Origin of the sequence: Pseudomonas cremoricolorata DSM 17059 = NBRC 16634 (assembly GCF_000425745.1) — a bacterium.
GTDB lineage: Bacteria > Pseudomonadota > Gammaproteobacteria > Pseudomonadales > Pseudomonadaceae > Aquipseudomonas > Aquipseudomonas cremoricolorata.
The window spans coordinates 406812-433239 of the sequence record NZ_KE384442.1; the positions used below are offsets into that span (position 1 = coordinate 406812).

At 63.2% G+C, this 26428-nt stretch carries 27 protein-coding genes; 10 read left to right on the forward strand and 17 right to left on the reverse strand.

Annotated features, from left to right (window positions below):
* Positions 1–124: 124 nt before the first annotated feature.
* From bamJ to H618_RS0120780, 4 genes are all read left to right on the forward strand, one after another.
* Positions 125–880, forward strand: a complete 756-nt coding sequence (gene bamJ, locus H618_RS0120765; RefSeq protein ID WP_028696885.1) for a BamJ family beta-barrel-assembly machinery protein — start codon at positions 125–127, stop codon at positions 878–880.
* 285 nt (positions 881–1165) lie between these two features.
* Positions 1166–1606, forward strand: coding sequence for a YkvA family protein (locus H618_RS0120770; protein ID WP_028696886.1), 441 nt, complete (start codon positions 1166–1168; stop codon positions 1604–1606).
* Positions 1607–1705: 99 nt separating this feature from the next.
* On the forward strand, positions 1706–2053 hold the full coding sequence (locus tag H618_RS0120775) for a helix-turn-helix domain-containing protein (protein ID WP_028696887.1): 348 nt from the start codon (positions 1706–1708) through the stop codon (positions 2051–2053).
* Positions 2050–2430: a hypothetical protein gene (locus H618_RS0120780; RefSeq protein ID WP_028696888.1), complete on the forward strand. Its 381-nt coding sequence runs from the start codon at positions 2050–2052 to the stop codon at positions 2428–2430. Before H618_RS0120775 ends, H618_RS0120780 begins: the two co-directional genes overlap by 4 nt.
* A 64-nt stretch (positions 2431–2494) precedes the next feature.
* Here the strand turns inward: H618_RS0120780 and H618_RS0120785 are convergent, their stop codons facing one another.
* Positions 2495–4570 (reverse strand): carboxy terminal-processing peptidase, encoded by a 2076-nt coding sequence (locus H618_RS0120785; protein ID WP_169338843.1) that lies wholly within the window; start codon positions 4568–4570, stop codon positions 2495–2497.
* Positions 4571–4709: 139 nt separating this feature from the next.
* Here H618_RS0120785 and H618_RS0120790 point away from each other — a divergent pair, with 139 nt between their 5' ends.
* The gene (locus H618_RS0120790) at positions 4710–5672 is read left to right on the forward strand and encodes an NAD(P)H-quinone oxidoreductase (protein ID WP_028696890.1); all 963 of its coding nucleotides are present in this window, start codon (positions 4710–4712) and stop codon (positions 5670–5672) included.
* 52 nt (positions 5673–5724) lie between these two features.
* On the opposite strand, the gene H618_RS0120795 is transcribed toward H618_RS0120790, so the two are convergent.
* The 6 genes from H618_RS0120795 to H618_RS0120820 form a co-directional block, all read right to left on the reverse strand.
* Positions 5725–6378 (reverse strand): HAD family hydrolase, encoded by a 654-nt coding sequence (locus H618_RS0120795; protein ID WP_028696891.1) that lies wholly within the window; start codon positions 6376–6378, stop codon positions 5725–5727.
* Positions 6379–6391: 13 nt separating this feature from the next.
* Positions 6392–7381 (reverse strand): ABC transporter ATP-binding protein, encoded by a 990-nt coding sequence (locus tag H618_RS0120800; protein WP_028696892.1) that lies wholly within the window; start codon positions 7379–7381, stop codon positions 6392–6394.
* A 1-nt stretch (position 7382) separates the two neighbouring features.
* Positions 7383–8177, reverse strand: a complete 795-nt coding sequence (locus H618_RS0120805) for an ABC transporter permease (RefSeq protein ID WP_028696893.1) — start codon at positions 8175–8177, stop codon at positions 7383–7385.
* Positions 8167–9006, reverse strand: coding sequence for an ABC transporter permease (locus H618_RS0120810; RefSeq protein WP_028696894.1), 840 nt, complete (start codon positions 9004–9006; stop codon positions 8167–8169). Before H618_RS0120810 ends, H618_RS0120805 begins: the two co-directional genes overlap by 11 nt.
* The gene (locus H618_RS0120815; protein ID WP_028696895.1) at positions 9003–9809 is read right to left on the reverse strand and encodes an alkaline phosphatase family protein; all 807 of its coding nucleotides are present in this window, start codon (positions 9807–9809) and stop codon (positions 9003–9005) included. Before H618_RS0120815 ends, H618_RS0120810 begins: the two co-directional genes overlap by 4 nt.
* A gap of 61 nt (positions 9810–9870) precedes the next feature.
* Positions 9871–10935: an ABC transporter substrate-binding protein gene (locus tag H618_RS0120820; protein ID WP_028696896.1), complete on the reverse strand. Its 1065-nt coding sequence runs from the start codon at positions 10933–10935 to the stop codon at positions 9871–9873.
* A gap of 326 nt (positions 10936–11261) precedes the next feature.
* On the opposite strand from H618_RS0120820, the gene H618_RS22030 reads away from it, so the two are divergent.
* Positions 11262–12023, forward strand: a complete 762-nt coding sequence (locus tag H618_RS22030) for a UTRA domain-containing protein (RefSeq protein WP_050577374.1) — start codon at positions 11262–11264, stop codon at positions 12021–12023.
* Here H618_RS22030 and H618_RS0120830 read toward each other — a convergent pair.
* From H618_RS0120830 to minC, 6 genes are all read right to left on the reverse strand, one after another.
* Complete coding sequence (locus tag H618_RS0120830) at positions 11968–14133, reverse strand: mechanosensitive ion channel family protein (protein WP_028696897.1); 2166 nt, start codon at positions 14131–14133, stop codon at positions 11968–11970. The genes H618_RS22030 and H618_RS0120830 overlap by 56 nt on opposite strands.
* 47 nt (positions 14134–14180) lie before the next feature.
* On the reverse strand, positions 14181–14345 hold the full coding sequence (locus H618_RS22980; protein ID WP_169338842.1) for a hypothetical protein: 165 nt from the start codon (positions 14343–14345) through the stop codon (positions 14181–14183).
* A gap of 71 nt (positions 14346–14416) precedes the next feature.
* The gene (locus H618_RS0120840; RefSeq protein ID WP_028696898.1) at positions 14417–15052 is read right to left on the reverse strand and encodes an RluA family pseudouridine synthase; all 636 of its coding nucleotides are present in this window, start codon (positions 15050–15052) and stop codon (positions 14417–14419) included.
* Positions 15053–15221: 169 nt separating this feature from the next.
* Positions 15222–15476 (reverse strand): cell division topological specificity factor MinE, encoded by a 255-nt coding sequence (minE, locus tag H618_RS0120845; RefSeq protein WP_028696899.1) that lies wholly within the window; start codon positions 15474–15476, stop codon positions 15222–15224.
* Positions 15477–15479: 3 nt separating this feature from the next.
* The gene (minD, locus tag H618_RS0120850; protein WP_028696900.1) at positions 15480–16292 is read right to left on the reverse strand and encodes a septum site-determining protein MinD; all 813 of its coding nucleotides are present in this window, start codon (positions 16290–16292) and stop codon (positions 15480–15482) included.
* Positions 16293–16404: 112 nt separating this feature from the next.
* Entirely contained in the window at positions 16405–17157 is a 753-nt protein-coding gene (gene minC, locus H618_RS0120855) for a septum site-determining protein MinC (protein WP_028696901.1), read from the reverse strand.
* 111 nt (positions 17158–17268) lie between these two features.
* On the opposite strand from minC, the gene H618_RS0120860 reads away from it, so the two are divergent.
* On the forward strand, positions 17269–18204 hold the full coding sequence (locus H618_RS0120860; protein ID WP_028696902.1) for a lipid A biosynthesis lauroyl acyltransferase: 936 nt from the start codon (positions 17269–17271) through the stop codon (positions 18202–18204).
* Positions 18205–18259: 55 nt separating this feature from the next.
* Here H618_RS0120860 and H618_RS0120865 read toward each other — a convergent pair whose 3' ends face one another.
* A complete protein-coding gene (locus H618_RS0120865) occupies positions 18260–19087 on the reverse strand; it encodes an MlaA family lipoprotein (protein WP_028696903.1) in 828 nt (275 codons plus the stop codon).
* A complete protein-coding gene (locus tag H618_RS0120870) occupies positions 19080–20378 on the reverse strand; it encodes a serine/threonine protein kinase (RefSeq protein ID WP_028696904.1) in 1299 nt (432 codons plus the stop codon). The genes H618_RS0120865 and H618_RS0120870 overlap by 8 nt, the downstream gene beginning before the upstream one ends.
* 388 nt (positions 20379–20766) lie before the next feature.
* On the opposite strand from H618_RS0120870, the gene H618_RS0120875 reads away from it, so the two are divergent.
* On the forward strand, positions 20767–21129 hold the full coding sequence (locus H618_RS0120875; protein WP_028696905.1) for a hypothetical protein: 363 nt from the start codon (positions 20767–20769) through the stop codon (positions 21127–21129).
* On the opposite strand, the gene H618_RS0120880 is transcribed toward H618_RS0120875, so the two are convergent.
* Positions 21126–22697: a glycoside hydrolase family 17 protein gene (locus H618_RS0120880; RefSeq protein WP_028696906.1), complete on the reverse strand. Its 1572-nt coding sequence runs from the start codon at positions 22695–22697 to the stop codon at positions 21126–21128. The genes H618_RS0120875 and H618_RS0120880 overlap by 4 nt on opposite strands.
* Positions 22698–22979: 282 nt before the next feature.
* Between H618_RS0120880 and H618_RS0120885 the strand changes: the two genes are divergently transcribed.
* Complete coding sequence (locus tag H618_RS0120885) at positions 22980–23828, forward strand: glycine betaine ABC transporter substrate-binding protein (RefSeq protein ID WP_028696907.1); 849 nt, start codon at positions 22980–22982, stop codon at positions 23826–23828.
* Positions 23829–23867: 39 nt separating this feature from the next.
* On the opposite strand, the gene H618_RS0120890 is transcribed toward H618_RS0120885, so the two are convergent.
* Positions 23868–24461, reverse strand: a complete 594-nt coding sequence (locus tag H618_RS0120890) for a biliverdin-producing heme oxygenase (RefSeq protein ID WP_028696908.1) — start codon at positions 24459–24461, stop codon at positions 23868–23870.
* Between the two features lie 222 nt (positions 24462–24683).
* Here H618_RS0120890 and H618_RS0120895 point away from each other — a divergent pair, with 222 nt between their 5' ends.
* Positions 24684–26177 (forward strand): YdgA family protein, encoded by a 1494-nt coding sequence (locus H618_RS0120895; RefSeq protein ID WP_028696909.1) that lies wholly within the window; start codon positions 24684–24686, stop codon positions 26175–26177.
* Positions 26178–26428: the final 251 nt, after the last annotated feature.

Here is a 26428-nt window from a genome sequence, read left to right on the forward strand (position 1 = left end):
GCCTTCACCCGAGGAACTTCGTGGCTGCAAGCGGCTCTCATGCCGGTAGCCATTGGTCATGACCGCCTGCTAAGCTCGCGGCTTTACCTGATTTGCCCCTCTGGCGCATGAACAAGGAATCAGCATGAAACAACATCGTCTGGCGGCTGCGGTTGCCCTGGTAGGTCTGGTGCTTGCAGGTTGCGACGCGAAGACCAGCGACGTCGAGCTCAAGACGCCTTCGCAGAAAGCCTCGTACGGCATCGGCCTGAACATGGGCAAGAGCCTGGCTCAGGAAGGCATGGATGATCTGGACTCCAAAGCGGTAGCGCTCGGCATCGAAGATGCGGTCGGCAAGAAAGACCAGCGCCTCAAGGACGAAGAGTTGGTAGAAGCGTTCACCGCCCTGCAAAAGCGCGCCGAAGAACGTCTGGCCAAGGCCAGCGAAGAGGCCGCCAGCGCTGGCAAGAAATTCCTCGAAGAAAATGGCAAGAAGCAGGGTGTCGTCACCACCGCTTCCGGTCTGCAGTATGAAGTGATCAAGAAAGCCGATGGCCCACAGCCCAAGCCGACTGACGTGGTCACCGTTCACTACGAAGGCAAACTCACCGACGGTAAGGTCTTCGACAGCTCGGTCGAGCGCGGCAGCCCTATCGATCTGCCGGTCAGCGGTGTGATTCCAGGCTGGGTCGAAGGCCTGCAACTGATGCACGTTGGCGAGAAGTACAAGCTGTACATCCCGGCTGAACTGGCCTACGGCGCGCAAAGCCCAAGCCCGCAGATTCCGGCCAACTCGGTACTGGTGTTCGACCTCGAACTGCTCGGTATCAAGGACCCGGCCCAGGCTCAGGAGCAGGCGCCAGACGCGCCGACTGCCGAGCCAGCCGCTCCGGCTCAGTAAGACCAACGCTTCAGCGCAACGCCCCGTTCCGACGGGGCGTTTGCATATGGGGGTCACATCAGTTGTGGCGAACCCTGCTCGCCAGGCACTGTCCCACACAGTGCAGCCAGCTCGCTGGCGTTGACGGTCGGTCGCAAAAGCTTTGCGCGGCTGAAATCACTGTGTAAAAAATACCCGATCTAAGCGCGGCCCTTGTTCTGTGGGCGCATCGCACGCAAAACGCCCCCCTGTTCACAAGGTTATCCACAATAAATGTGGATAACCTTCCTGCCTACCGGAGGCCCCATGAGCGCACCGTGGAATTTCGCCCGTTTTCTGCCGTTGGCTGAACGTCTGCTCAGCCGTGGACGCTTGCCGGCTCTGCTCTTCGCCGTCGCGCGCAAGGGCCCCAAGCTTGGCAAGATGCGCGACGACCTGCGCCTGATGCAGTCGCTGTGCCTGGCCTGGTGGCGCGGTGAATACCGTGCGATCAGCACCAAGGCCCTGGTGACCATCGTTGCCGGCCTTCTGTATTTCGTCAGTCCCATCGACGCCATTCCCGACTGGATCCTGGGCGTCGGCTTTCTCGATGACATCGCCGTGCTCGGTTGGGTGATGAAAACCGTGGCCGACGAACTGGCGCGCTTCAAGGCCTGGCGCGACAGCCAGAGCCCGGAGCGCCTGCGCAAGGTCGAGCGCCTTCCAGCCAGTCCTGAAGCGTTGCGCCTGGAAAGATCCGCACCTTGATTCACCGGCGCTGCGCACATCCTCGCCCATGCACTTATACTTGCCAGCACGATCATGTCGATGGATTGCATGCTGTGATCCTGCCAAGAGGATGAAGCAATGGGTATTCAGGTCATCAACCGGGACGGTCAACCCGAGTACGCCGTCGTGCCCTGGGAGCAATACCAGGCGTTGTTGAAGGCCGCAGGCCAGGCTCCGGCAAGTACCGCCGAGCAGCCCGCACAGGCGTCGCAGGCGGCGCCCAAGCAGGCGGTATTGCCGGCACTGAGCGAGCTGGCGCATTTGCGTGTGACCAAAGGCATCGCCCCTGAGGCGCTGGCGCGCAATGTCGGTATCAGCCCGGCCTATCTGGCAATGATAGAGGCAGGCGAGCGTGAGCCGGGTGATGCCATCTTGCGCGCGCTGGCGTGGCATCTGGGTGTTCCCGGTTGGAGTCAGCCGTCATGAGCCAGGTGCGGATCAGTCGCCAGCACTGGCATAGCCTGCTGGGCGAACTCGATCTGGCTCGTCGACAACGCCATCTGCTGACCTACCGTGCGCTGATCGAGCGTCTGCAACTGCCCACGCCGGCCATGCAGACCCTGACCGCAGCGCTGGAGTACCTGGCGGTACTCGATGCGCGGGCCGAACAGCCCTTGCGCAGCTCGCTGGTGATCAGCCAGGGCGCCAGTCGCCTGCCGCGTACCGGCTTCTTTGCCTGCGTCGAGCGTCTGGGGCGTTTCAGCGGCCCGGTCGATGGCCTGGAGGCGGCTTCCTGGCATGCGTCCGAGGTGGTGCGGGTGTTCGAGTACAGCTACCCCGAGGAACGCTCAGCGGACTGTTGATCTTCAGCACGAAGCAAAAGGGCCGAACGTCTTCACGTTCGGCCCTTTGTTTTTGCCTGTAGCGTCAGCGTTTGGCGCCACTGAGGCTGAGGTAGTCGAGCAGGATGCGCCCGGTCTCAGCCAGGTAGGCATCGTCCTCGGGCTTGGTGTCGTCCGGCTCGGTCGGCAGCGCGTCCTCGTCCTCTTTCTTCAGCTCCTTGAGCGGCTCCTCGCCCTTGGCCTTGCGACGAATGTTTTCAAGTGCCAGTTGCTTGGCGTCGATCTCGTCGTGGCGGGTGCGACGCTCCTGTTCGTTGAGGCTGACGGTCTTCTCGTTCATCAGCTTCTGGGTCAGGGCCAGGCGATCACGGATGTAGGCGAACTCCGCGTCCTTCAGGCTACGCGCCTCGTGGCGCTCCTTGAGCTGGGCCAGATACGGCTTGAACGGGTCGACCGCCGGGCGCACCACGGGGCGAATGGTGTCCCAGGGCATAGCTTCGGGCAGCGCGCTTTCACCGATTTCCTTGGTGTCGATGATCGACGGGTAATCGATGTCCGGCAGCACGCCCTGATGCTGGGTGCTCTGCCCGGAGACCCGATAGAACTTGGCCAGGGTCAGCTTCAGTTCGCCGTGGTTGAGCGGCTGGATGGTCTGCACGGTGCCCTTGCCGAAGGTCTGCCCGCCGATGATCAGCGCGCGGTGATAGTCCTGCATGGCGCCGGCGAAAATCTCCGAAGCCGAAGCCGAAAGACGGTTCACCAGCAAAGTCAGCGGCCCTTTGTAGAACGCGCCGGGGTTTTCGTCTTCGAGCACGTCGACGCGGCCGTCGCTGTTACGCACCAGCACGGTCGGGCCCTTGTCGATGAACAGGCTGGTCAGCTCGGTGGCTTCCTGCAGCGAACCACCGCCGTTGTTGCGCAAGTCGATGACCACCCCGTCGACTTTCTCTTTCTGCAACTCGGTGAGCAGCTTCTTCACGTCGCGCGTGGTGCTCTTGTAGTCCGGGTCGCCCGCGCGGTAGGCCTTGAAGTCGAGGTAGAAGGCCGGAATCTCGATGATTCCCAGCTTGTAGTCGCGGCCGTCCTGCTTGAGTTTGAGCACCGACTTCTTCGCCGCCTGCTCTTCGAGCTTGACCGCCTCACGGGTGATCGAGACGATCTTGCTGGTCTGATCGTTCGGCGCATTGTTGGCCGGAATCACTTCCAGGCGCACCACCGAGCCTTTCGGGCCGCGGATCAGCTTGACCACTTCATCCAGGCGCCAGCCGACCACATCGACCATCTCCTTGTTGCCCTGGGCGACGCCGATGATCTTGTCGGCAGGCGCCACCTGCTTGGTCTTGGCCGCAGGGCCCGCGGGCACCAGGCGCACGATCTTGACCTGATCGTTGTCGCTCTGCAGCACCGCGCCGATGCCTTCCAGCGACAGGCTCATGTTGATGTCGAAGTTTTCCGCGCTGTCAGGCGAGAGGTAATTGGTGTGCGGGTCGTAGGACTGCGCGAAGGTGTTGATGTAGGCCTGGAAGATGTCTTCGGCGCGGGTCTGGTCGAGGCGGGCGAGCTGATTCTTGTAGCGCTTGGTCAGGGTTTCCTGGATCTGCTTCAAGTCCTTGCCGGCGATCTTCTGGCGCAGCACTTCATCCTTGACCCGTTTGCGCCACAGGTCGTCGAGTTCGGCATCGTTCTTCAGCCAGGGGGCGTCCTTGCGATCGACCAGCAAGGTTTCGTGGGTGGTGAAGTCGATCTTGTCGACACCCTTGTTCAACTCGGCCAGGGCGAAGTCCAGGCGTGCCTTGACCCGGTTCAGGTAGCGCTTGTAGATGGTGAAACCGGGGTCGAGGTTGCCGTTCTTGAGGAAATCGTCGAATTGCGTTTTCCACTTGTCGAACTCGGCGATGTCGGCCGCGGTGAAATAGCTGCGCGAGGGATCGAGCAGCTTGATGTAGCTGTCGTAGATGATGACCGAGCGTGCATCGTCCAGGGGCGGCTTGCTGTAGTGATGCCGCTTGAGCAACTCGACCACGTTGAGGCTGGCGACCACCTCGTCGCGGTCCGGTTGCAGGGAATCCCACTTGTTGGCAGCCGAGGCAGTACTGCCCAGCGCAAGAGTACCCAGGCCGATGACCAGGGCGAGTGCGGTGCGGGGCAGGAAGTGCTTCATGCTGATTCGACGTGGGTGCAATTGATCACGCATAGTAGGCCGTCTTTTCCGTTCACCGGTTCCATTGAGCCGGTCTGAAACTGCAAAAAGCCCGGGCATGGTTTCCCGGGCTCAGTCATGAATCAACTATGGAGGCACTGTGAAGGCATTGCAAGGCGTTGACGGACATGTGGCCTGGGTCGACGCACCGCGTCTGGCCTGTGATGCGGGGCAGGTACGCATCCGCGTGGCGGCGGCCGGATTGAACCGTGCCGACCTCATGCAGCGTGCCGGCCTGTACCCGCCGCCGCCCGGCGCCAGTCCTTATCTGGGCCTGGAATGCTCGGGGGTGATCGAAGAGGTCGGTGCAGGTGCCGACTGGCGTGTCGGTGAGCGGGTCTGCGCGCTGCTCGCAGGCGGCGGCGTCGCTGAAGAGGTGGTAGTGGACGCTCGTCACGTGATGCCGGTGCCCGACGGCCTGAGCCTGCACGAGGCGGCCGCAGTGCCTGAGGTGTATGCCACCGCCTGGCTGAATATCTTCCAGCTCGGCGGCTTGCAGGCGGGCGAGAAGGTGCTGGTGCATGCCGGTGCCAGTGGTGTGGGTTCGGCCGCCATTCAATTGTGCAAGGCGTTCGGCAACCCGGTCTGGGTCAGCGTCGGCTCGCAGGAACGGCTGGCCCACTGCCAGGCGCTGGGCGCCAGCGGCGGGGTGGTGCGCAACGACAACCTCGCCGAGCTGGAGCGACTGGGGCCGTTCGATGTGGTGCTCGACCCGGTCGGTGCGGGCTACGTCGACCTCAACCTGAGCCTGCTGGCCCGCGACGGGCGCTGGGTCATCATTGGCCTGATGAGCGGGCGCAAGAGCGAAATCGATCTGGCCCAGGTGCTGAGCAAGCGCTTGCAGATCACCGGTTCCACCCTGCGTAACCGCAGCGATGAGTTCAAGGCGCAGTTGCTCAGCGACCTGCGCCAGCACATCTGGCCGTTGTTCGGCGAAGGCCGGCTCAGCGCGCAACTGGTCGACACCTACCCGGTGGAATTCGCCGAAGCTGCCTACGCCGAGCTTGCGAGCAACCAGGTGTCGGGCAAGCTGGTGCTGGTGGTCGACTCGAGCCTGAGCTGATCGCGCAGCACAGATCCCACCCGGCAGCCTGCCGGGTGGGGTTCGAACCCCATCATTTCCAGTCCAGAATCGTCCAGCCATTGCGCTCGGCATGCTCGCGCAGCACGGCGTCGGGGTTCACCACCCGTGGGTGATCGACCCGCAGCAGCAGCGGCAGATCATTGCGCGAGTCGGAATAGAAGCTGGCGCCCTCGAGATTTTCCTGTTCCTGATCGAGCCATTCCAGCAGCCGGGTGACCTTGCCATCGCGGTAGGTGAGCACTCCGCGGGTGTTGCCGGTGTACACGCCATGGGCGGTTTCCAGATCGATCGCCAGGTATTCCTCGACCCCCAGGCGCGCGGCGATCGGCCCGACCAGATGGGCACTCGACGCGGAAATGATCAGCACCCGGTCGCCGGCCTGGCGGTGTTCGGCGATGCAGCGGCAGGCATCGCCGAAGATGATCGGCTCGATGACGTTCTCCACCCACGGCTCCACCAGATGATCGACTTCCTCAAGGGTACGCCCGGCGATCGGCTCCAGGCTGAAGGCCATGTACTCCTCCATGCGCAGGTGGCCTTTGCCGTAGGCCTGCATCAGCTCGGCGTCGCGGCGCAGGAACGACTCGCCGTCGACCCAGCCCAGCCGCGCCATCTGCGCGCACCAGAGCGATGAGCAATCGCCATGAATGAGCGTTTCGTCCAGATCGAAGATTGCCAGTGCCATGTCGCTGAAACTCCTAAGCCACTTCCCGTAGCGCTGTTGGATCGATCGCCAAGGATACCCGCTTGCCCGCTTCATGCAGATCGGCCGGCGAGCGGTTGAGCACATCCACCACCAGCTCGACCCCGCGCACCTCGACCCGGTAGCGGATCACGTTGCCCAACAGGCTGTGGCTGCGGATCACCGCATCCAGCTCGCCATCGAGGCCCAGGCTGATGGCTTCAGGGCGAATCGCCAGGCGCTGGCTGACCGGCTGTTGCAGCAGACGGCTGGCGCTGTCGGCGTCGAGCAGGTTGTAGTTGCCGATAAAGCCTGCGGCGAACAGATCGACCGGGGCGGTGTACAGGGTTTCGGCATCGCCGCTTTGCACGATGCGCCCTTGGTTCATCAGGAAGATGCGGTCGGACATCGTCAGCGCCTCTTCCTGATCGTGGGTGACGAAGATCGTGGTCAGGCCCAGTTCACGCTGGATCGCGCGGATCTGTTCGCGCAGGTGCTTGCGAATGCGCGCATCCAGCGCCGACAGCGGCTCATCGAGCAGCAGCAGGCGGGGTCGGGTCACCAGCGAGCGGGCCAAGGCTACGCGCTGACACTGGCCACCGGACAACTGGTGCGGATAGCGCTCGGCGAAGGCCCCCAGTTCGACCAGCTCCAATGCCTCTTGAACCCGCTGGCGACTCTGCTCGGCAGGCACTTTCTGCATGCGCAGGCCGAAGGCGACGTTCTGCTGCACGGTCATGTTGGGGAACAGCGCGTAGCTCTGGAACACCATGCCGATGCCACGCTTCTGCGGGCTCAGCGGCACCAGGTCGTGGCCATCGAGCAGGATCTGCCCGCCATCGACCGGCGTCAGCCCGGCAATGCAGCGCAGCAGGGTCGATTTGCCGCAGCCAGAGGGGCCAAGCAGGGTGACGAATTCGCCGCGGGCGATCTGGCAGTCGATGTTTTCGAACACCGTGCTGCTTGCGTAGCGCTTGCGCAGGTTCTTTACGCTGACGTAGCTCATTTCAGGTCTTGTCCTTGTTCAGGCGGTTGGCGACCCAGGTCAGTACCAGCACGAAGGTGAAATACGAAATCACCAGTGCGCTGTTGAAGTGGCCACTGCTGTTACGCATGTTGTTCAGGTACACCTGCAGGGTCTCGTAGCGGGTGCCGACCAGCAGGTTGGCGAAGACGAATTCGCCGAACAGGAACGAGAACGACAGCAGCAGCGCCACCATCAGCCCCTTGCGCAGGTTGGGCAACACCACCTGCAGCGCGGCCTGCCAGGGGCTGGCGCCGAGCAGTTGGGCCGCGTCCATCAGGTCGCGCAGATTGATCGCCTGCAGGTTGTTGGTGATCGCCCGGTACATGAATGGCAGAACGACGGTGAAGTAGCAGCCGATCAGAATCCACGGCGTGCCGACCATGGCCATCGGCCCGCTGCCATACAGTTGCAACAGGCCCACCGAGGACACCACTGGAGGCACTGCGAACGGCAGCAAGATGAGGATGTTCATCAGCGCATCCAGGCGCGGGAAGTGGTAGTGCACCACGAACAGCAGCGGCAGAATCAGCACCACCGACAGCAGCAGCGCACCGACGCAGACCAGCAAAGACTGCCCGAATGCAGCCAGAAAGCGTGGCTCGCTCCATAGCGCCACATACCACTTCAGGGTCAGGCCACTGGGCAGCAGGCTCGCCGACCAGCTGGTCGACAGCGAGTAAAGCAAGGTGCCGGCCAGCGGCAGCAGCAGAATGAGGAACAGCAGGTACACCACCAGACGGTGATACCAGCCGCCCTTGCCGGGTTCAGCGCGCATGGTAGCTCCTTCGCAACAGCCATTGATGAACCACCGTGACCACGGTCATCAGCCCCACCAGCACCATCGCCAGGGCGCTGGCCAGGTTCGGGTCGAGGCTGATATCGCCCGCCACCAGGCCGGCGATGCGAATCGGCAGTACGTTGAAATTGCCGGTGGTCAGCGCGTAGACAGTGGCGTAGGCACCCAGCGCATTGGCCAGGAGGATGACGAAGGTGCCCAGCAGCGCCGGGGTCAGCACCGGCAGGCCGATGTGCCGCCAGTAATGCCAGCCGTTGGCGCCGAGCAGGGCGGCCGATTCGCGCCAGTCTTCGCGCAGGGCATCGAAGGCCGGGTACAACAGCAACACCCCGAGGGGGATCTGGAAGTAGGTGTACACCAGAATCAGCCCGCTCTTGGAATAGATGCTGAAATCCCCGAGCAGGCCCACCTGCTTGAGCAATAGCGTCAGCGCGCCATTGAAACCGAGCAGGATGATGAAGGCGAACGCCAGCGGCACGCCGGAGAAGTTGCTGGTCATGTTGGCGAAGGCGCTGACGAAATCGCGCAGACGCGAGTCGACCTGACGCAGCGAGTAGGCCCCGAGAATGGCGATGACGATGCCGAACAGGCTCGACCAGAAACTGATTTCCAGGCTGCGCTGCAGGGCCTGCAGGTAGAACTTCGAGCTGAACACCTTGATGAAGTTGTCCAGCCCCCAGCCGCTTTCGCTCTGCAGGCTGTTGACCGCCACCCACGCCAGTGGAGCGATCTGGAACACCAGGAAGAACAGCGCAAAGGGCAACAGCCACAGCAACGCCAGGTAGCGCCCGCGTGGTCGCGCGCTCATTTGAGCAGCTCCCGGCACACGCTCTTGTCGTGCGCTGCACCGAGCAGCTCGCAGATCGTGCCGCACAGTTGGGTCTGCAAGGGCTTGGCGTTGAGGTCGAGGCTGAAGCCCTCGCCGAACACGAACAATGGCACCTCGCGCTCTTCGGCGAGCAGGCCATTGTGCGAACGGTCGTTGTTCATGCCGTGGTCGGCGGTGACCAGCACCTGATAACCCTCTTCAAGCCAGCGCGGCAGGTAGTCGGCCAGCAGGATGTCGAGGCTGCGTGCGGCGTTGCGGTACTGGCTGCTGTCCAGGCCATGGTGATGGCCGGCATCGTCGATGCTCATCGGGTGCACCAGGAGAAAATTCGGCGCATGCCGGCGGCGCAGGTATTCGGCGTCGGCCAGCAGGTGGGAATCGGGGTAGTGATCGGCGTAATAGAACAGGCCGTGCTGGATCGGCAGCTTCGGCGCATGGGTGTGGCGGTCACGCTGGGGGTCGAAGGGCGAGCGGTTGTACAGCTCGCTCATCCAGTGGTACGCCGCTGCCGCGGTGCCCAGATTGGCTTCGCGGGCGTAGTGGAAGACGCTGCGCTGGTTGGACAGGCGATTGACGTTGTTGTGCACGATGCCACTGTCGATGGGCGCGGTGCCGGTGAGGATGCATTCGTACAACGGCCGCGACAGCGACGGCAGTTCGCATTCCACGCGGTACAAGGCGGCGCGCTCGGCTTCGACGTAGGCATGCAGATGCCCCATGGCGTGCCGGGCCACGTGAAAGTTGAGGCCGTCGAGCAAGACCAGGATGACGTTGTGTTTCATTCGGGGGCTCCGAACCGGGAAGAGGTGGGGGCGCCAGGCGCCCCCGGTCGAGCGAGGGGTGTTACTCCATTTCGATGATGACCTGCTCTTGCCACTTCTGCGGCAGGGCTTTGGAGGTGCGCTCCCAGGCGTCGGCGTTCTTGATCGGCTGGGCCGGCGCGTACTGCTCGTTGGGCAGCAGTTTGGCCTGGACCTCGGCAGGCAGTTTCAGGTGCTCGGCGCGGATCGGCCGGGCGTGGCCGTTGGCCAGGTTGATCTGCCCGGCATCGCTGAAGATGTACTCGCGGGTCAGCTTGGCAGCGTTGGGGTGCTTGGCGTACTTGTTGATCAGCGTGGTGTAGCCGGAGGTGATCGAGCCGTCGGAAGGAATCAGCACTTCGAAGCGCTTCGGATCGATCTGCTCGCGGTAGCTCAGGCCGTTGAAGTCCCATACCACGCCGACTTCCACCTCGCCTTTTTCCAGGGTCTGGATGGTTGGGTTGGCCAGTGACAGGCGCTTTTGCTGAGCCAGCTTGGTGAACAGTTGCAGGCCCGGCTCGACGTTGCTCTCGTCACCCTTGTAGGCGATGGCAGCAGCCAGGACGCCGTTGGCGGCCTGGGCGGCGGTGCCGACGTCGCCGATGGCGACCTTGTACTTGCCACGCTCCAGGTCATGCCAGGTCTTGGGCCGGTCTTCTTCCTTGACCAGGTCCTTGTTGATGATGAAGGCGATGGTGCCGGTGTAGGCCAGGGCCCAGTGACCGTCTTGGTCCTTGGCCCAGGTCGGGATCTGTTCCCAGGTGCTTGGCTTGTAGGGCTGGGTCACGCCCTTGGCCAGGGCGATGGGGCCGAATGCCGCCCCGACGTCACCGATATCGGCGCTGGCGTTGTCTTTCTCGGCTTCGAACTTGGCGATTTCCTGGGCCGAGCTCATGTCGGTGTCGCTGTGCTTGAGACCGTACTTCTGCGCCAGGTCGTTCCAGGTGCCTTTCCAGTTGGCCCAGGCATCGGGCATGCCCACGCTGTTGATGACGCCTTCCTTGCGGGCCGCGTCCTCCAGGGTTTTCAAATCGGTATCAGCGGCCATCGCCGAAGTACACAGGGCGATGCTCGCGCCCAGCAGTGAGGCCATGAAGAACTGTTTCATCCGAAGCTCCTTTATAGGGATGCCGTGCATTCGATTGGGTAAAGGAAAGCGTGCTTGCGAACAGGTTGGTCTAGGTCAGCAACTCCCGAGCCAAGGTAGGCCGCTTGCGTGACAATTTGATGTAGCCGGAGGGGGCGGTGTGCTCCACCGCTGCCCTGGGGTTAGAGCGTAGACCAAGCGGCGCTGGGCAATGGCGGCTCGGCAGGCACGCACGTGCGCATGGCAAGCAGGACTGTCACAGCACGGTCATGGCCGCTGCTTAGGCTGCTGGCTTGAGCCGGTGCCCTGTTCAGGTGCGTTGGACTAGTCCAGAAAGGTAACCTGTCATGCAGTCGACGCCACCGCGCGCGGTAACAGCCATCTGCCACGCCCTGCAGGAGCAGATCGAACACGGCCTGCTGGCGCCGGGCAGTCGATTGCCCGGCGAGCGCACCCTCAGTGAGGTGTTCGCCACCACGCGGATCACCCTGCGTGAAGCGCTGGTGCAACTGGAAGCCCTGGGCCTGATCTATCGGGAAGAGCGTCGTGGCTGGTTCGTCTCGCCGGCGCGGCTGACCTACGACCTGATCGAGCGCAGCCATTTCCACGCGATGGTTTGTGCGCAAGGGCGCAGCCCGGCCACGCAACTGCTTTCAGCCTGCCTGCAGCCGGCCTCGGCGCTGATCTGCGCGCACCTGCAATTGCCGGCGCTGTCCAGCGTGGTGCGTATCTGCCGGGTGCGGCGCATCGATGGTCGCGCGGTGCTGTACGCCGAGCACTACCTCAACCCGCGTTATTTTCCAGGCATTCTGCAACTGGACCTCAGTCAGTCGCTGACCCGCCTGTACGCCAGCGAGTACGGCATTTTCTATGGTCAGGTCGGCTTTGAAATCCTGCCCACCGCCTTGCCCGCCGCAGCTGCCAGCGCCCTGCGCGTGTCCAGCGGCAGCGCCGGGCTGCACGTGCTGCGCAGCAACAGTGACCAGCACGGGCGCCTGATCGACTGTGACTTGGAGTACTGGCGGCACGATGCGATTCGCATCCGCGCCGAGGTCACTCCGTCGCGGCTGCCGGCATTGGCTCGGACGGCTTGCCGCCCGCCGCCGTGACCACCTGCACGGAAAGGCGCGGCGTGGCGAGGTCCAGGCCTTGTTCGTCGAGCTGGCGCTTGAGCGCCAGGTTGAATGCGCGTGACACTTCCCACTGCTTGATCGGCGCGGTCTTGAAGCGCGCACGCAGCACCGCCGCCCCCGACTCGAAACTCTCCACACCCTGGAATTCCAGCGGCGACCAGATATTGCGGCGCATCAACGGGTCGTTGCGCATCTTCTGTCCGACTTCACGGATCAGCGTCATCGCTGCGTCGATGCTCATGCTGTGGGGGATGGCGATGCGGAAAATCGCGTAGCCGAATTCGCGCGAGTAGTTCTTGATGCTCTTGATCTCGCTGAACGGAATGGTATGCACGATGCCGTCGATGTCGCGCAGGCGCACGGTGCGGATAGTCAGGCCTTCGACCGTACCGAGGTGACCGCCGACATCCACGTAGTCGTCGATCGCCAGCGAGTCCTCGATGATGATGAACAGACCGGTGATCAGGTCGGCCACCAGCGATTGCGCACCGAAACCGATCGCCAGGCCGATGACACCGGCACCGGCGAGCAGCGGGGTGACGTTCATGCCCATGTTGGCCAGGGCGACGATCAGCGCGATGATGGCGATGGCCACGAACAGCACGTTGCGGATCAGCGGCATCATCGTCTGCGCGCGGGCGTTGGCCATGCCGCGGCGCGAGCGCACCAGGGCGTGGTGCACGGCGGTGTCGGCAAGAATCCAGACCAGCCAGGCGACGACCAAGGTGCTGATCAGGCCCAGCAGGCGCATGCTGATGTCGTGGCCATCGCCTTCTGCGAAGCGAATCATCGACAGGCCCCAGACGCGCAGACCCAGTTCGATGAACAACAGCCAGATGAACAGGTGCGCCAGGGCATAGCCGAAGTTCTGCAGGCGCTCGGCGTAGGCCGCGTGACGCCGCGCGTTGAGTGCGGTTTTCGCCGCGTGGCGACGCACCAGGCCGTTGAGCACCATGCACACCACCACCAGCACCGTGCACATCAGCGACTGGCGCAGCGCGGTGCTGGTGTCGCCGGCTGAGACGAAGGTGGCGAACAGCGAAATCGCCACCAGCACCAGCGCCGGCACATACCAGAAACTGCCCAGCACCTCGATGGTGTCGCTCAGTGTGCGCCGGGTCAGGCGCCGCGACAGCGGCTGGTTGCGGATCAGGTGAGCGATCGGGCGGCGGAAGCGCAGGATGAACAGCCCTGTGCACAATGCCGCGAGGACATTGGCCACCGTGGCGATGGAGTGCGCCAGGTGCACGCCCAGGGCGCTGGTCAGGCGTGGATCGCTCATGGCCTCGCCGAACGCGGCGAAGCTGCCGATCAGCCACAGCGGGTTGAAGGCGCGATGACGCAGGATGTGCAGCGCGCGGTGGCGGTGCGGGCCGTCGAGCAGGGAGAAGGCGATCACGCAGATCGCCGAGAAGCAGGTGCCGACCACCAGCGCATAGGCCAGCACCATCGCCAGCGACTTGCCCAGTGATGGCGGCAAGACGAAACTCAGGTAAACCGTGAAGATCAGCGCCACCAGCCACGGACCGAGCTTGCGCAGGGCAAAACGCACCAGGTCCCAGGTGCGTGGGTGCTGGGGCAGTTCCTCGCTCAGGCCAAAGCGCAGGCGCACGCGGTGGCTGATCCAGTTGAAGGCGAACGCCAGCAAGCTCCACACCGCGATCACTGCGGCGAAGCCAAACAGAATGGCCGGCCATTGCTGCACCGGTACCACCCGGTCGATCAGCTCGCCCTTGGCCTGGCGGAATTCTTCCGACCAGCGCACGAAGGGGCTGGAGTCGCCGCTGAACTGCTCTTCGAAATCATGCAGCGCGCCCGAGATCAGCCCCAGCACGCCTTGCTCGACGGTAGGCTGCGACTGGCGCGACGCATCGCGTAGCTTCTTCAGGTCAGCCAGCAGCTTGGCCCGTTGCTGGTCGTTCTCAAGGTTCTTGATCACCTCGTCGAGGGACTTGCCCAAAGGCTCGCTGGCCTCGGGTTGCTGCGAGCTGCTGCTCGACCCCAGCAGGCCAGGCAACCCGGCCGCCTGGGCCGGAACGACGAACAGCAACAGCAGCAGGGTCAGGCAACGCAGAAGAGCTGGCACTGGAAAAACGACCTCGGGATGAACGACTGCCCGAGTGTAGAGATTTTTCAGGCCAGTTTCTCGAGGATCTTCCAGCAGGCCGTGCCGAACACTGCAATGGTGCCGATCCACATCATCAGCACGCCGCTGTTGCGCTCGCGCAGACTGAAGCCGAGGGTCAGCAGCAGCAGACCGGCGACGATGGGCAATAGATCGATCATGAAGGGTGACATCGGTAACTTCCTTGTGTGAAACGTCCCTGAAATCAAGCCGGCGTCTGCATGCGCCGGCTTGTCGTGGCAACTCAGAACGGGGCAGGGCACTCGAAGCGCAGCCGCTCACCGCTGCGCGGATGCGTGAAACTGAGCATGCTGGCGTGCAGGCACAGCCGCTCATGGGCGGCCAGCGCTTCGGGGTTCGCATACAGGCGGTCGCCCAGCAGCGGGTGGCCGATAGAGAGCATATGGACACGCAATTGGTGCGAGCGACCGGTGATCGGGGTCAGCTCTACCCGGCAGTGGTCGCCACAGCGCTCGAGGATGCGCCAGAAGGTCAGGGCATGCTTGCCCTGCTCGTGATCGACCACATGGCGTGGTTTGGTCGGCGGGTCGTAGCGCAGCGGCAGGTCGATGCTGCCGCTGTCTAGGCTCGGTTGCCCCCAGCACAGCGCGGTGTAGGCCTTTTCGGTTTCGCGATCATGAAACTGTCGGGACAGTTCGCGGTGGCTATCGGCGTCGCGCGCCAGCAGGATGATGCCGGAAGTCTCCCAGTCCAGCCGATGCACGATCAGCGCATCGGGATAGCCATTTTCCTGCAGGCGGGTGATCAGGCAGTCCTTGTTGTCATCGGCACGCCCTGGCACCGACAGCAGCAACGTGGGCTTGTTGATCACCAGGATGGCGGCATCCTGGTAAAGGATCTGGACATTCGACAGCGGCATTGCAGACTCTCGGCAGGGGCCAGCCGCATGGGCAGGCGGGCACGAACGAAAAAGAGCGGCACCGCGCCGCTCCGACAGCTCGCCACTATACCTGCTCGCGTGCCACTGTCGGCACCGGGTTCAGGAAAGTGGGCTGCGGAGCGGCGCGGTGCCGCTCTTCAGGGGCCGATCAACGATCAGGCAGGGTGATGTTCAATTCCAGAATCGAGCAACTGCCCTGGTTCTCCAGAGCCACCTGCACATCATCGTTGCCGATGTTGACGTATTTGCGGATCACTTCCAGCAGCTCTTGCTGCATGGCAGGCAAGTAATCCGGGGTGCTGCGCTGGCCACGCTCGTGCGCCACGATGATCTGTAGACGCTCTTTCGCTACCGACGCGCTGGCGGTTTTCTGTCTGCCACGAAAGAAGTCAAAAAGGTTCATGGTCTATTTGCCTCCAAACAGGCGCGCGAAGAATCCTTGCTTCTGCGCTTCGATGAACCGCAAAGGCTTTTCTTTGCCCAGCAGACGGTCGACGGTATCGCTATAGGCCTGGCCGGCATCGCTCTGGTCGTCGAGGATGACCGGGTTGCCGCTGTTGGAAGCCTTGAGCACGGCCTGGGATTCAGGAATCACGCCCTTGAGCTTGATCGAGAGGATTTCCTCGACGTCCGCGACGCTGAGCATTTCGCCCTTTTCCACGCGCTCGGGGTGGTAGCGGGTGATCAGCAGGTGTTCCTTGATCGGATCTTCGCCGTTTTCCGAGCGGCGCGACTTGCTCGAGAGCAGGCCGAGCATGCGGTCGGAGTCGCGTACCGAAGAGACTTCCGGGTTGGTCACCACGATGGCTTCGTCGGCGAAATACATCGCCAGGTGCGCACCCTTTTCGATACCGGCCGGGGAGTCGCAGATGACGTAGTCGAAGGTGTTCTTCAACTCGTTGAGCACACGCTCGACGCCTTCCTGGGTCAGGGCATCCTTGTCGCGGGTCTGGCTCGCGGCGAGGATGAACAGGTTTTCAAGGCGTTTGTCCTTGATCAGTGCCTGCTGCAGGTTGGCTTCGTTGTTGACGACGTTGACGAAGTCGTACACCACGCGGCGCTCGCAGCCCATGATCAGGTCGAGGTTACGCAGGCCGACGTCGAAGTCGACGATGACGGTCTTGAATCCACGCATCGCGAGGCCGGTACCGATGGCGGCGCTGGTGGTGGTCTTGCCCACACCCCCTTTGCCGGAAGTCACCACGATAATTTTGGACAAGGTATCTCACCCCTAAATAAACGGGACAGGTGTCCCAGCAAATACACAAAAATGGCAACCATGAAATAAGTTGCTATATAGATTGTTCGTTGAAAATGCCGGCAAGTATCAATCAAAGTCGTGTGATGTTCAACACATCTCCAGACAAGCTGACTTGCACCCCGGAGCCCCACAATGGATCGCGGCGCAAGTCTTCGCTGACTTTGTATTGGCCGGCGATGGAGACCATTTCGGCAGTCATTTGCTGGCAGAAGATTCGCGCGCGGGTATTGCCCTTGATGCCGGCCAGCGCACGGCCACGCATGGCGCCATACACATGGATGTTGCCGTCGGCGAGCAGTTCGGCGCCTGGGCTGACCGAGGTGGTCACCACCAGGTCGCCGCCCTGGGCGTAGATTTGCTGGCCGCCGCGCACCGGCGCGGTGATGATCCGCGTCGGGCGGATCTCAGGCTCGGCGGGTGGCAGCGGTGCCGGCTCGGGCTTTTTCACTTCCGGCTCGGGCTCGATGGGCCGTTCGCGGGCCCCCGAGGGTGGCAGCACCGGCAGGTCGATGGCGATGGCCGCGGCGATGTCTTCGATGCGGCTGGCGCGCAGGGCCAGGGTGCGCAGGCCATGATGACGGCAGATACGCATCAATGCCGGCAAATCCAGAACGCCTGCGGTGGCCGGTAATTTATCCAGGGCCAATACCAGTGGCGTATTACTGAAGAAGTTCGGCGCCAGGGCTACCTTTGCCGCCAATTGCCGGTCAAGTTCATCCAAGTCATTGCGCGCCAGTTCCAGCACAGTAATGGCAAGCATGCTGCCTTTTAGCTGGAATACGGTGGAGGTGTCGTGGGGCGGGTTCGGGCTCATGGTCTGCATAGACGGCTTGTTGCGGAAAAAGTGCCCTGACTTATAGCGAGAAACTGCGATGGCCCGCAACCTGCGGCCAAAGGTTGTAGAATGCCCGGCCTTTGTCTTGCCGGAGTTTCAATGGAACGCCCGCGTTTTCGTAAAGCCTTTCTTCATCCGCGCTTCTGGGCCCTGTGGCTGGGGTTGGGCGTGCTGTGGCTGGTCGTGCAGTTGCCGTATCGCACCCTGCTGAGTCTGGGCCGTGGCCTGGGCGCCATCATGTATCGCCTGGCTGGCGACCGTCGCCGCGTCGCTGAACGCAATCTGGAGCTGTGCTTCCCACAGTTGTCCGCCGACGAACGGCAGCATTTGCTCAAAGAGAACTTCGCCTCCACCGGTATCGCTTTCTTCGAGATGGCCATGAGCTGGTGGTGGCCCAAGGCACGTCTGGCGCGACTGGCGCACATCGAGGGGCTGGAGCATTTGCAGGCCGCTCAGCGCGATGGCCAGGGCGCGATCCTCATGGCGGTGCACTTCACCACCCTGGAAATCGGCGCAGCCTTGCTCGGTCAGGCGCACACCATCGACGGCATGTACCGCGAGCACAACAATGCCGTGTTCGACTTCATCCAGCGCCGTGGCCGCGAGCGGCACAACCTCGATGCGCTTGCGGTAGAGCGCGAAGACGTACGCGGCATGCTCAAGCTGCTGCGTGCCGGCCGGGCGATCTGGTACGCGCCCGATCAGGACTACGGCGCCAAGCAGAGTCTGTTCGTACCGCTGTTCGGTATTCCTGCCGCCACCGTCACTGCCACCACCAAGTTCGCGCGTCTGGGCAAGGCGCGGGTCATTCCCTTCACCCAGCGTCGTCTGGCCGATGGCAGTGGCTATCGACTGGTGGTGCATCCGCCGCTCGAGGGTTTTCCGGGCGAGAGTGAAGAGGCCGACTGCCTGCGCATCAACCAGTGGGTGGAAGGGGTGTTGAGCGAGTGTCCGGAGCAGTACCTGTGGGCCCATCGGCGCTTCAAGTCACGTCCCGAAGGGGCAGCGCCGCTGTACGACAAGCGCCGCCGCTGAACAGGCTGGACCGCGACGCGAACCCGGGCGGTTGGCGTCGCGGCAGGGCAGGCGATTACTCGGCGATCTGCAGTTTGCGCGACTGGGTGTAGACGTAGCGCACCTTCTCGTACTCGAACGGCGAGTTCAGCTGGCCGTAGCGGAAGTTGGTGGTGTAGCGCTTGTCCAGAGCGCGCAATGCGAAGATTTCCGGATGACGGCTGCTGGCGTCGGCAACGTTGAGGTAGTTGACCGATTGCTCGCCGACATAGTCCACCACTCGCCCGGTGGTATCGCGCAGGTTCGACGGGCCGAACAGCGGCAGCATGATGTACGGGCCTTCCGGCACGCCGTAGAAGCCCAGGGTCTGGCCGAAATCTTCGTTCTGGCGGGCCAGGCCCATCTTGCTCGCCGGGTCCCACAGGCCGCCGACGCCAATGATGGTGTTGAACAGCAGGCGTGCGGTGATCTGCCCGGCGCGTTCACCCTTGAGCTGCAGCACGCTGTTGAACAGGTTCGACACGTCACCTAGGTTTTCGAAGAAGTGCGTCACGCCGCTGCGAATGAAGCGCGGGGTGACGTAGCGGTAGCCATCGACCGCAGGCAGCAGCACCCATTGGTCGAGGCGATAGTTGAAGTGGTAGACGCGCCGGTTGATCGACTCCCAAGGGTCGTAGACGTTGAGCGCGGTCAGGGTCGAGCGCTCGAACTCGCGCTGATCCAGGCCTGGGTTGAATTTCAGTTCGCGCAGCGGGTTGAGGAAACCATCCGGGCCGGCGGTGGGCTGCGGCTCGGGCGCGTCGAACACGTCGGCTTCGACCACGCTGGTACGCGGTGCGACTTCCGCTGCCTGGACGGTGCCTGCCAGCAACAGGGCGGTGATGATCAGCAGTCGATTAGCCACGGAAGAACTCCAGCATGTCGTTGGCATTGACACGGTAGTTGAGGTTGCCGCAATGGCCGCCGTGTGGGTAGAGGGTCAGGCGGTCGCCGAACACCTGGCGCAGGAAGCCCAGGTCGCCCGGGCCTAGGATGACGTCGTCGGCGTTGTGCATCACGGCGATCTTCGGCGAGTCGTGCAGGTAGTCTTTCAGGGCGTACAGGCTGACCTGGTCGACCAGTTGCAGCAGGCTGTTGCCATCGGTTCGCGCACGCCACATGGGCAGTACCTGCTCGTTCAGGTAACACTCGAAATCGCACTGCAGGGCGCGCTTGAAGAACGGCGTGAGGCTGCTGCCTTCGGTGATCGGGTACTTGGGTGGAATGATCAGGCCACGGCGGTTGATCAGGTCGGAGGTGAAGGTGATGTCGGCGGCCGAGAAGCGGAACGAGGTGCCGATGAGCATCGCCATCTGTTCGTTGGTCAGGTGCTGACGCGACTTTTGGAAGTCGTAGATCAAGGCTTCGTTGAGGTCGACGTAGCCCTTGTCCTGGAAGTAGCGGGTGAGCTTTTCCAGCATCAGTTCATAGAAGGTGGTGCTGCGGTCGATGCCCTTGACGCTGGTCTGCACCAGTTTGTCGAGGTTGTTCACCGAGGTGTAGAGGTTCACCGGCGGGTTGAGCAGCAGCACTTTCTTGAAGTTGAAGCTGCGCCGGGTCTCGTCGAGCTTGCTGACGAAGGCCGCATCCAGCGCGCCGAGGCTGTAGCCGGTGAGGTAGAAATCGCTGATCGGCAGGCGCGCATGCTGGGCGCGTACCGCCTGCATGACCCGGTACAGGTCTTCGGCGTCTTCCTGGCTCACCCCGGGGGTTGCGAAGCGCGAGGCGGCGCTCATGAAGTCCCAGCTGGTCGGCGAAGACAACTGCACCACGTGGTAGCCGGCTTGGTAATAGAGCTTCTTCAGGTATTCGTTGATGCTCGAGGAATACGGCGCGCCGGTGCCGGCGATGATGAAGATCAGCGGCGCGGCGTGGTCCTGGCGGGCCATGCGGTACTTGAGCTTTTTCACCGGCCAGAAGTTGTCCGGCAGGGTGAAGGCGCGCTCTGGGCGCATGGTCAGGCTGTAGTCTTTCTGATTGATGTCATCGTCGCTGGGCAGCGTCGGACGGTGTTCAGGTGGTGTTGTGGCGATGGTCGCCTCGAACGGGTTGGTCAGCGGAAAGCCGTAGCTGGCCGCGTCGATGTCCCGCGCCGAGGCGGCCGCAGCCAGGAGCGAACCGCACAGCACGGCGGCAAGGCGCAATGATCGAAGCATCAGGTGTCCCCAGGGAAGAGCAGCAAGGCGTTGCGTTGTTAGAGTGTGCAGGAAATGTGTCTGGGCGCCGGCAAGGCGGGCAAAACGGACAGGGGCCGTCTGCAAGATGGTCCAGTGCTGGGCGATACCCGCACGTCGCGAGCTTCGCGGCGACCTCTCTGGCCCCTCTGGCTGCCTGCAACTACATTTCGTACACGTCTAGGACCGCTGCGGCCTGGGCAAAGTTGCCAGCCCGCGCAGCTGTTTATCGCCCAAAAGATTGCCGTGCGGATCAATCGCACGGCAAGCGGCTTTTCATGCAACATAGCCGGCTGCTGGCGCTGTGTCTGTAGCAATGTTGTAAATGGCCACTATCGATGTCGAACCTTGCGCTGCCCGGAGGGCACGGATGACCCGGACCACTGCTGTATTGAGCATCGTACTCGCCCTGGGCCTGCTGTTGGCGGCCAGCTATGGCGTGCGCTATGGGCTGATGGAAGATGCCCGCTGGGTCGGCCTTTGCAGCACCCCTGACGCCTACTGGCAGTGCCAGGCGCGGTCATGGCTGGGCTTGACCATTCATTTCCAGACCCTCGGCTGGCTGGCACTGGGCAGTGGCGTACTGGCGCAGCTGATCAGGGGGCGTGGTGGGCGCTTGCTCGGTGGCCTGGCGCTGCTGCTGGGGATTCCGGCACTGGTGCTGTACACCGCCAGCCTGGCGGTGTTTGCGGTGGTGCTGGGCGGCCTGCGCCTGGTTCGCGCCCCGCGTTAAGCAGCCTTGGCGCAGTGTTTGCGGGTGAGCTGCAGGCAGCGCATCAGGGCCATGACCATCAGTCCGCTGACCACCGCCCAGATCAGCGCCTGCCGGCTTTGCAGCCCTTCCTGATACAGCTGCGGGACGATGCCGACGCCGATGATGCTCGCCAGCAACGCCACTTCGCGCCGCGGCGCAGGCAGCGGGCGCAAGCACAGCAGCAGCGCAGGCAAGGCCAGCGCGGCACTGGGGAAACTGCGATAGCGAGCATCGAAGACCAGCCCGAGCATGCTCACGGCTGCCGCGAAACCTGCCGCCAGCACCAGCCAGCCGCCATACCGCTGCCCGATCAGCCACAGCCGTTGTCGCCAGGTGGCGCGCTGGCTGAAGGCCAATGCGGCATACGCCAGAAACGCCAGGTTGAGCAGCCCCAGGGCGATTCCCCACAACCACTCGGCGGCAAAGCGCGCATCGGTGCGTAGCAATTCCCCCCACAGTCCCAGGCAGCCGGCACCGAGCGCTGCCAGCAGCGCCAGGCCGACGGCAGACAGTGCATCGCGCGGGCGCCCGGCAAGCAACAGCGTCAGCAGCATCAGCACGCTGCTCGACAGCGCCCATTGCGGCCACAGCGGCAGGTTGCTGACCGGGCCTTCGAGCACGCCTTTGTCCTGGCGGTCGGCGTCGTACAGGCCCCAGTAACCGCCCACCGCGCCCTCGCTGGCGCGCTTCCACGGTTGGTCGAAAGCTTCTATGAGGTTGTAGTTCCAGCCTTGTGCCTCGGCCTGGGTGACGAAGCCGCGGATGAAGCGCGCCTCGTTGACCCGGCTCGGCACCGCGGTTTCGCGCTGGCGACCTTCACTGGGCCAGCCGGTCTCGCCGATCATGATCGGCTTGGGCGCGAAGCGTTTGACGAAACGCTGATGCACTTGGGCAACGTGTGCCAAGGCAGCGTCGATGTCGCGCGGTTGATCTTCCCAGTAAGGCAGCAGGTGAATGGTCAGAAAGTCTACCGCCGGGGCGATTTCCGGGTGTTGCAGCCAGAACTCCCAGACATCGGCATAGGTGACCGGCACCGTCACTCCAGCCTTGACCCGGGTGATCGCCTCGGCCAGCGCGCGGCCGGTGATTTCCTTGCGCAGCAGCGCCTCGTTGCCGACGATCACCGCGCTGACTACGTCGCTGTTGGCGTTGGCCGAGGCGATCAGCAGGTCGATTTCCCGCGCGGTGTCCTGGGCGTTGGCGTTGACCCAGGCGCCGAGCATGACTTTCAGGCCATGCTTGCGCGCCAGGGCCGGAATTGCCTCCAGACCGGTCATGGAATAGGTGCGGATGCACTGAAATCGTTCGGCGAGCAGGGCCAGGTCGGCATCCATGCGCGCCGGGCGCAGTTGAAAGGGTTGATCGAACGGCGACTGGTCCTTGTCGAAGGGCGTGTACGAGGCGCATTGCAACTTGTGCGTTGGGCTGGCGGCGTCGGCCAGGCGCACGGGCTGACCCAGTGCGTACCACAGGCCCCACAGCCCGAGCAGGGCGACGATGCTGGCGAATGCATATAGAGGCAGAAGCAGGCGGGTGGAGCGGGGCATCGGGCGTTCCGTCGTCAAGTGCGCAGGGCAGGGGGCGGTCAGGCGAAGACGCCGGACGCGCTGATTCGAGATGACGTGCAGCGTCGAAGCTGCACGCCGAGTGATAGTAGCCCGTCGTCAATCCTTTGGCATGCAAGGATCGCGCAGACCCGTGTGAGCAAATGGCGCTAATGGCGAAGTGCTGTCGCATATGGCGGTTGTGCAGGTCGCAGTTGGAGCAGGTCTGTGCTCGTCGCAGGTTGATGATGGAACCTCAATAAGACCTGACGCGGGGATGCTTTGATGAAAATGCGACGTTTACTGGGTGTGGGAACGGCCCTGGTACTGGCCATGAGCACTGCGCAAGCAATGGCCAAGGAAGTGAGCATTGGCTACGTAGATGGTTGGTCCGACAGTGTCGCGACCTCCAACGTGGCCGCCGAAGTGATCAAGCAAAAGCTGGGCTATGACGTAAAACTCCAGGCTGTCGCCGCAGGCATCATGTGGCAGGGCGTGGCGACCGGCAAACTCGACGCGACGCTGTCGGCCTGGCTGCCAGTCACCCACGGTGAGTACTGGACCAAGAACAAGGACAAGGTGGTTGATTACGGTCCTAACTTCAAGGACGCCAAGATCGGCCTGATCGTGCCTGACTACGTCAAGGCCAACAGCATCGCCGACCTCAAGACCGACAGCAGCTTCAAGCAGAAGATCGTCGGCATCGACGCAGGTGCCGGTGTGATGATCAAGGCCGACCAGGCGATCAAGGACTACGACCTGACCGGCTACAAGCTGGTAGCCAGTTCCGGCGCGGCGATGACCACCGAGCTGGGCAAGGCCTACGAGAAGAAAGAATCCATCGCCGTGACCGGCTGGGTGCCGCACTGGATGTTCGCCAAGTGGCAACTGAAATTCCTCGAAGATCCGAAGAAAGTCTTCGGTGAAGCCGAAACCGTCAACAACATCGGCAGCAAGCAACTGGCGACCAAAGCGCCGGAAGTGGCCGAGTTCCTGAAGAAGTTCTCCTGGCAGTCCAAGGATGAGATCGGCGAAGTGATGCTGGCCATCCAGAATGGTGCCAAGCCTGATGCCGCTGCCAAAGACTGGGTTGCCAAACACCCAGAGCGCGTCAAGGAGTGGACTGGCAAGTAAGCTGCCAGCCATTGCCGATGGGGCTGCCCTCCAGCCCCGTCAGCGACGGGCGTCGAATACCGCGTGCAGGTGCGCGCGGTAGCTGTCGAACGCTGCGATCGCCCCCTGCTGAGCCTGCAACTCTTCCTGCTCGGTCAGTTGCAAAGCATCGATCTGTTCAACGAACGCACGCCAGTGCAGCGCCCGACCCTCGGGATGCGCAGCCAGGTGCCGAGCGCCGTGTGAAGCATCCAGCCCCAGTTGCTGACTGTGCTTGAACAGAAACGCCGCGCCCAGATTCGATCCCTCACTGCAATACAGCCAGCCCAGCGCGTGGGCGGAACCTGCCTGCACGGCTGCCGGTGTCTCTGGCAACGCCAGACCCAAGTCGTTGAAATCCTCGCGCACCGCAGCGAAACGCGACAGCTCGGCGAGCCCGGGCAGTAGCCGGTTGAGTTCGGCGTCGTGGTAGAGGCCGAGCAAACTGCCATGAAAACGGTGTTGTACCTGTAGGAAGCAGGCATAGCGTTGCAGGTCGGCAAAGGGCCGCGCCGCCATGACCTGCGCATCGACGCTGTCGTGGTCGCGGCTGCTGGCCGCCTTCAGGCGCTTGCAGCGGCCTGGCTCTGCCAGGCAAGGGGCGGGTGCACTCATCAGAAGATCCGTGGAGAAATCGCAGGCGGGCATGATGGCGGGTGCGCAGGCTGCTGACTAGCGGCAGCGAACCAGCGGCAGCGCGAACGGTCCATGATGCTGGCTGTGCAGGGCTGACTCGATGGCGTGAAGCGGGTCGCTTGTACCGTCCACTCACGGTGATATCCTTCCCGTCCACGCGGCCGTCCGCGTCGCCCCTATGGACAGCATTCGGTTCTATTCATGAAGAAATCAGTAGGTATTCTCTGCGGTCTGGCCGTTGCCATCGCCGCCATCACTACCGCCGGCGCCTGGTTCACCGGCAAGCAGATTCCGGGCGAGCTGGAGCACGCGGTCACCCGTGCCAACGCCGAGTTGAAGAACGCTGTTGCCGGCACCGGCGGCAGCATGACGATGGAGCTGGTGTCGCTCGAGCAACACTGGTTCACCAGTGATGCGCGCTACCGCATCGTCATCAAGGATGTGCAGATCGGTCAGGGCGAGCCGCTCAACTTCGAACTGGGTGCCACCGATCATATCGAGCACGGGCCTTTCCCCTGGACCCGGGTCAAGTCGCTCAAGCTGTTGCCGGTCATGGCGGTCAGCAACAGCGAGCTGGTGAAGTCCGATCAGCTCGCGCCGCTGTTCGAGGCAGCGGGCGGCAAGATGCCGGTCAGCGCTACGGGCACGCTGGGGTACGGCGGCAGCATCGACACCGAAACGCACGTCGCCCCGCTGAAGTTCACCCAGGATGATGGCGGCCTGTTCGATTTCGCCGGCATGACCCTGAACGTCGATGGCGATCGCGATGGCAACGCCATGAAGATCCACGGCAACTTCGACCGGCTGGAAGTGAAGGTCGTCGGTGATCGTCCACCGGCAACCTTCGTGCTCGAAGGCTTCAAGGTCGGTGGCGACCTGAGCAAGACCGACTACGAGAAAATCTACGTCGGCAAGCTCGACCTGTTCCTCGATCAACTGCAGGCGACCCTTGGGCCCAAGCAGGACGTGCTGGTTGCCAAGGGCATCGAGCAGAACAACCTGTACAACCTGGAGGGCAAGGACCGTCTGGGCGGGCGCCTGGAGTACAAGGTCTCCGACATCACCTATGCCAACCGTGCGGTCGGCAGCGGGCAGGCGGTCATGACCTTCCGCTCGCTCGACATTCCCTCGACCCTGGCGTTGAGTGAGTGGTATCAGAGCAAGATGCCGCAGATTCAGGCCGCAGCAGCCGAAGGCCAGGCGATGCCTGAGATTCAGATGACCGATGCCGAGCGCGCTCAAGTGCACGGCGATCTGCAGAAGTTGCTGGCGGCCAAGCCCACCGCGTCGATCGAAGACCTGTCGTTCAAGACCGCGCGTGGCACCAGCCACTTCAAGCTCGATGTCGATTTCGCCAATCCGGCGTCCTTCGACCTGCCGGCCGACCAGCTGACCCGGCAGATCATCGCCAAGCTCAGTGGCAAGCTGTCGGTGTCCAAGCCCATGGTAGGTGACCTGGCCACCCTGCAGGCACTGCTCGGCGGCGAGACCGACGCCCAGGCGATTGCCCAGCAGTCCAACCAGGCCGGCGAAATGCTCGGCATGATGGCCGTGCAGAGCGGGCTGGCCACGGTGCAGGGTGATGATGTGGTCTCGAGCCTCGACTACGCGGCCGGCCAGGTCGACTTCAACGGCAAGCAGATGACCGTCGAAGAGTTCCTGATGATGCTCCAGGCGCTGGTTCCACAGCGCTGATCCGCCTGCGCGCACGGTGCCTGCCAAGGCCCGTGCGTAGCGTCTGCCGACGCCCCCGGCCAGTGCGCTGCGGGGTGTCCGGCTCCCTGGAAAAATCGCTTTTGAATTGATCCGATTGTCTGTAGCCTTCGGCGTCCGATAACAATCCGCGCCCGCAGGTGGGCCGCGACGGCCCGCCGTCCGGCACCTTTAGCCGATCTGCCAGGACGCGGTGCTACTCTCGATCGATGCGCACGAGCGCTCGCAGGTCC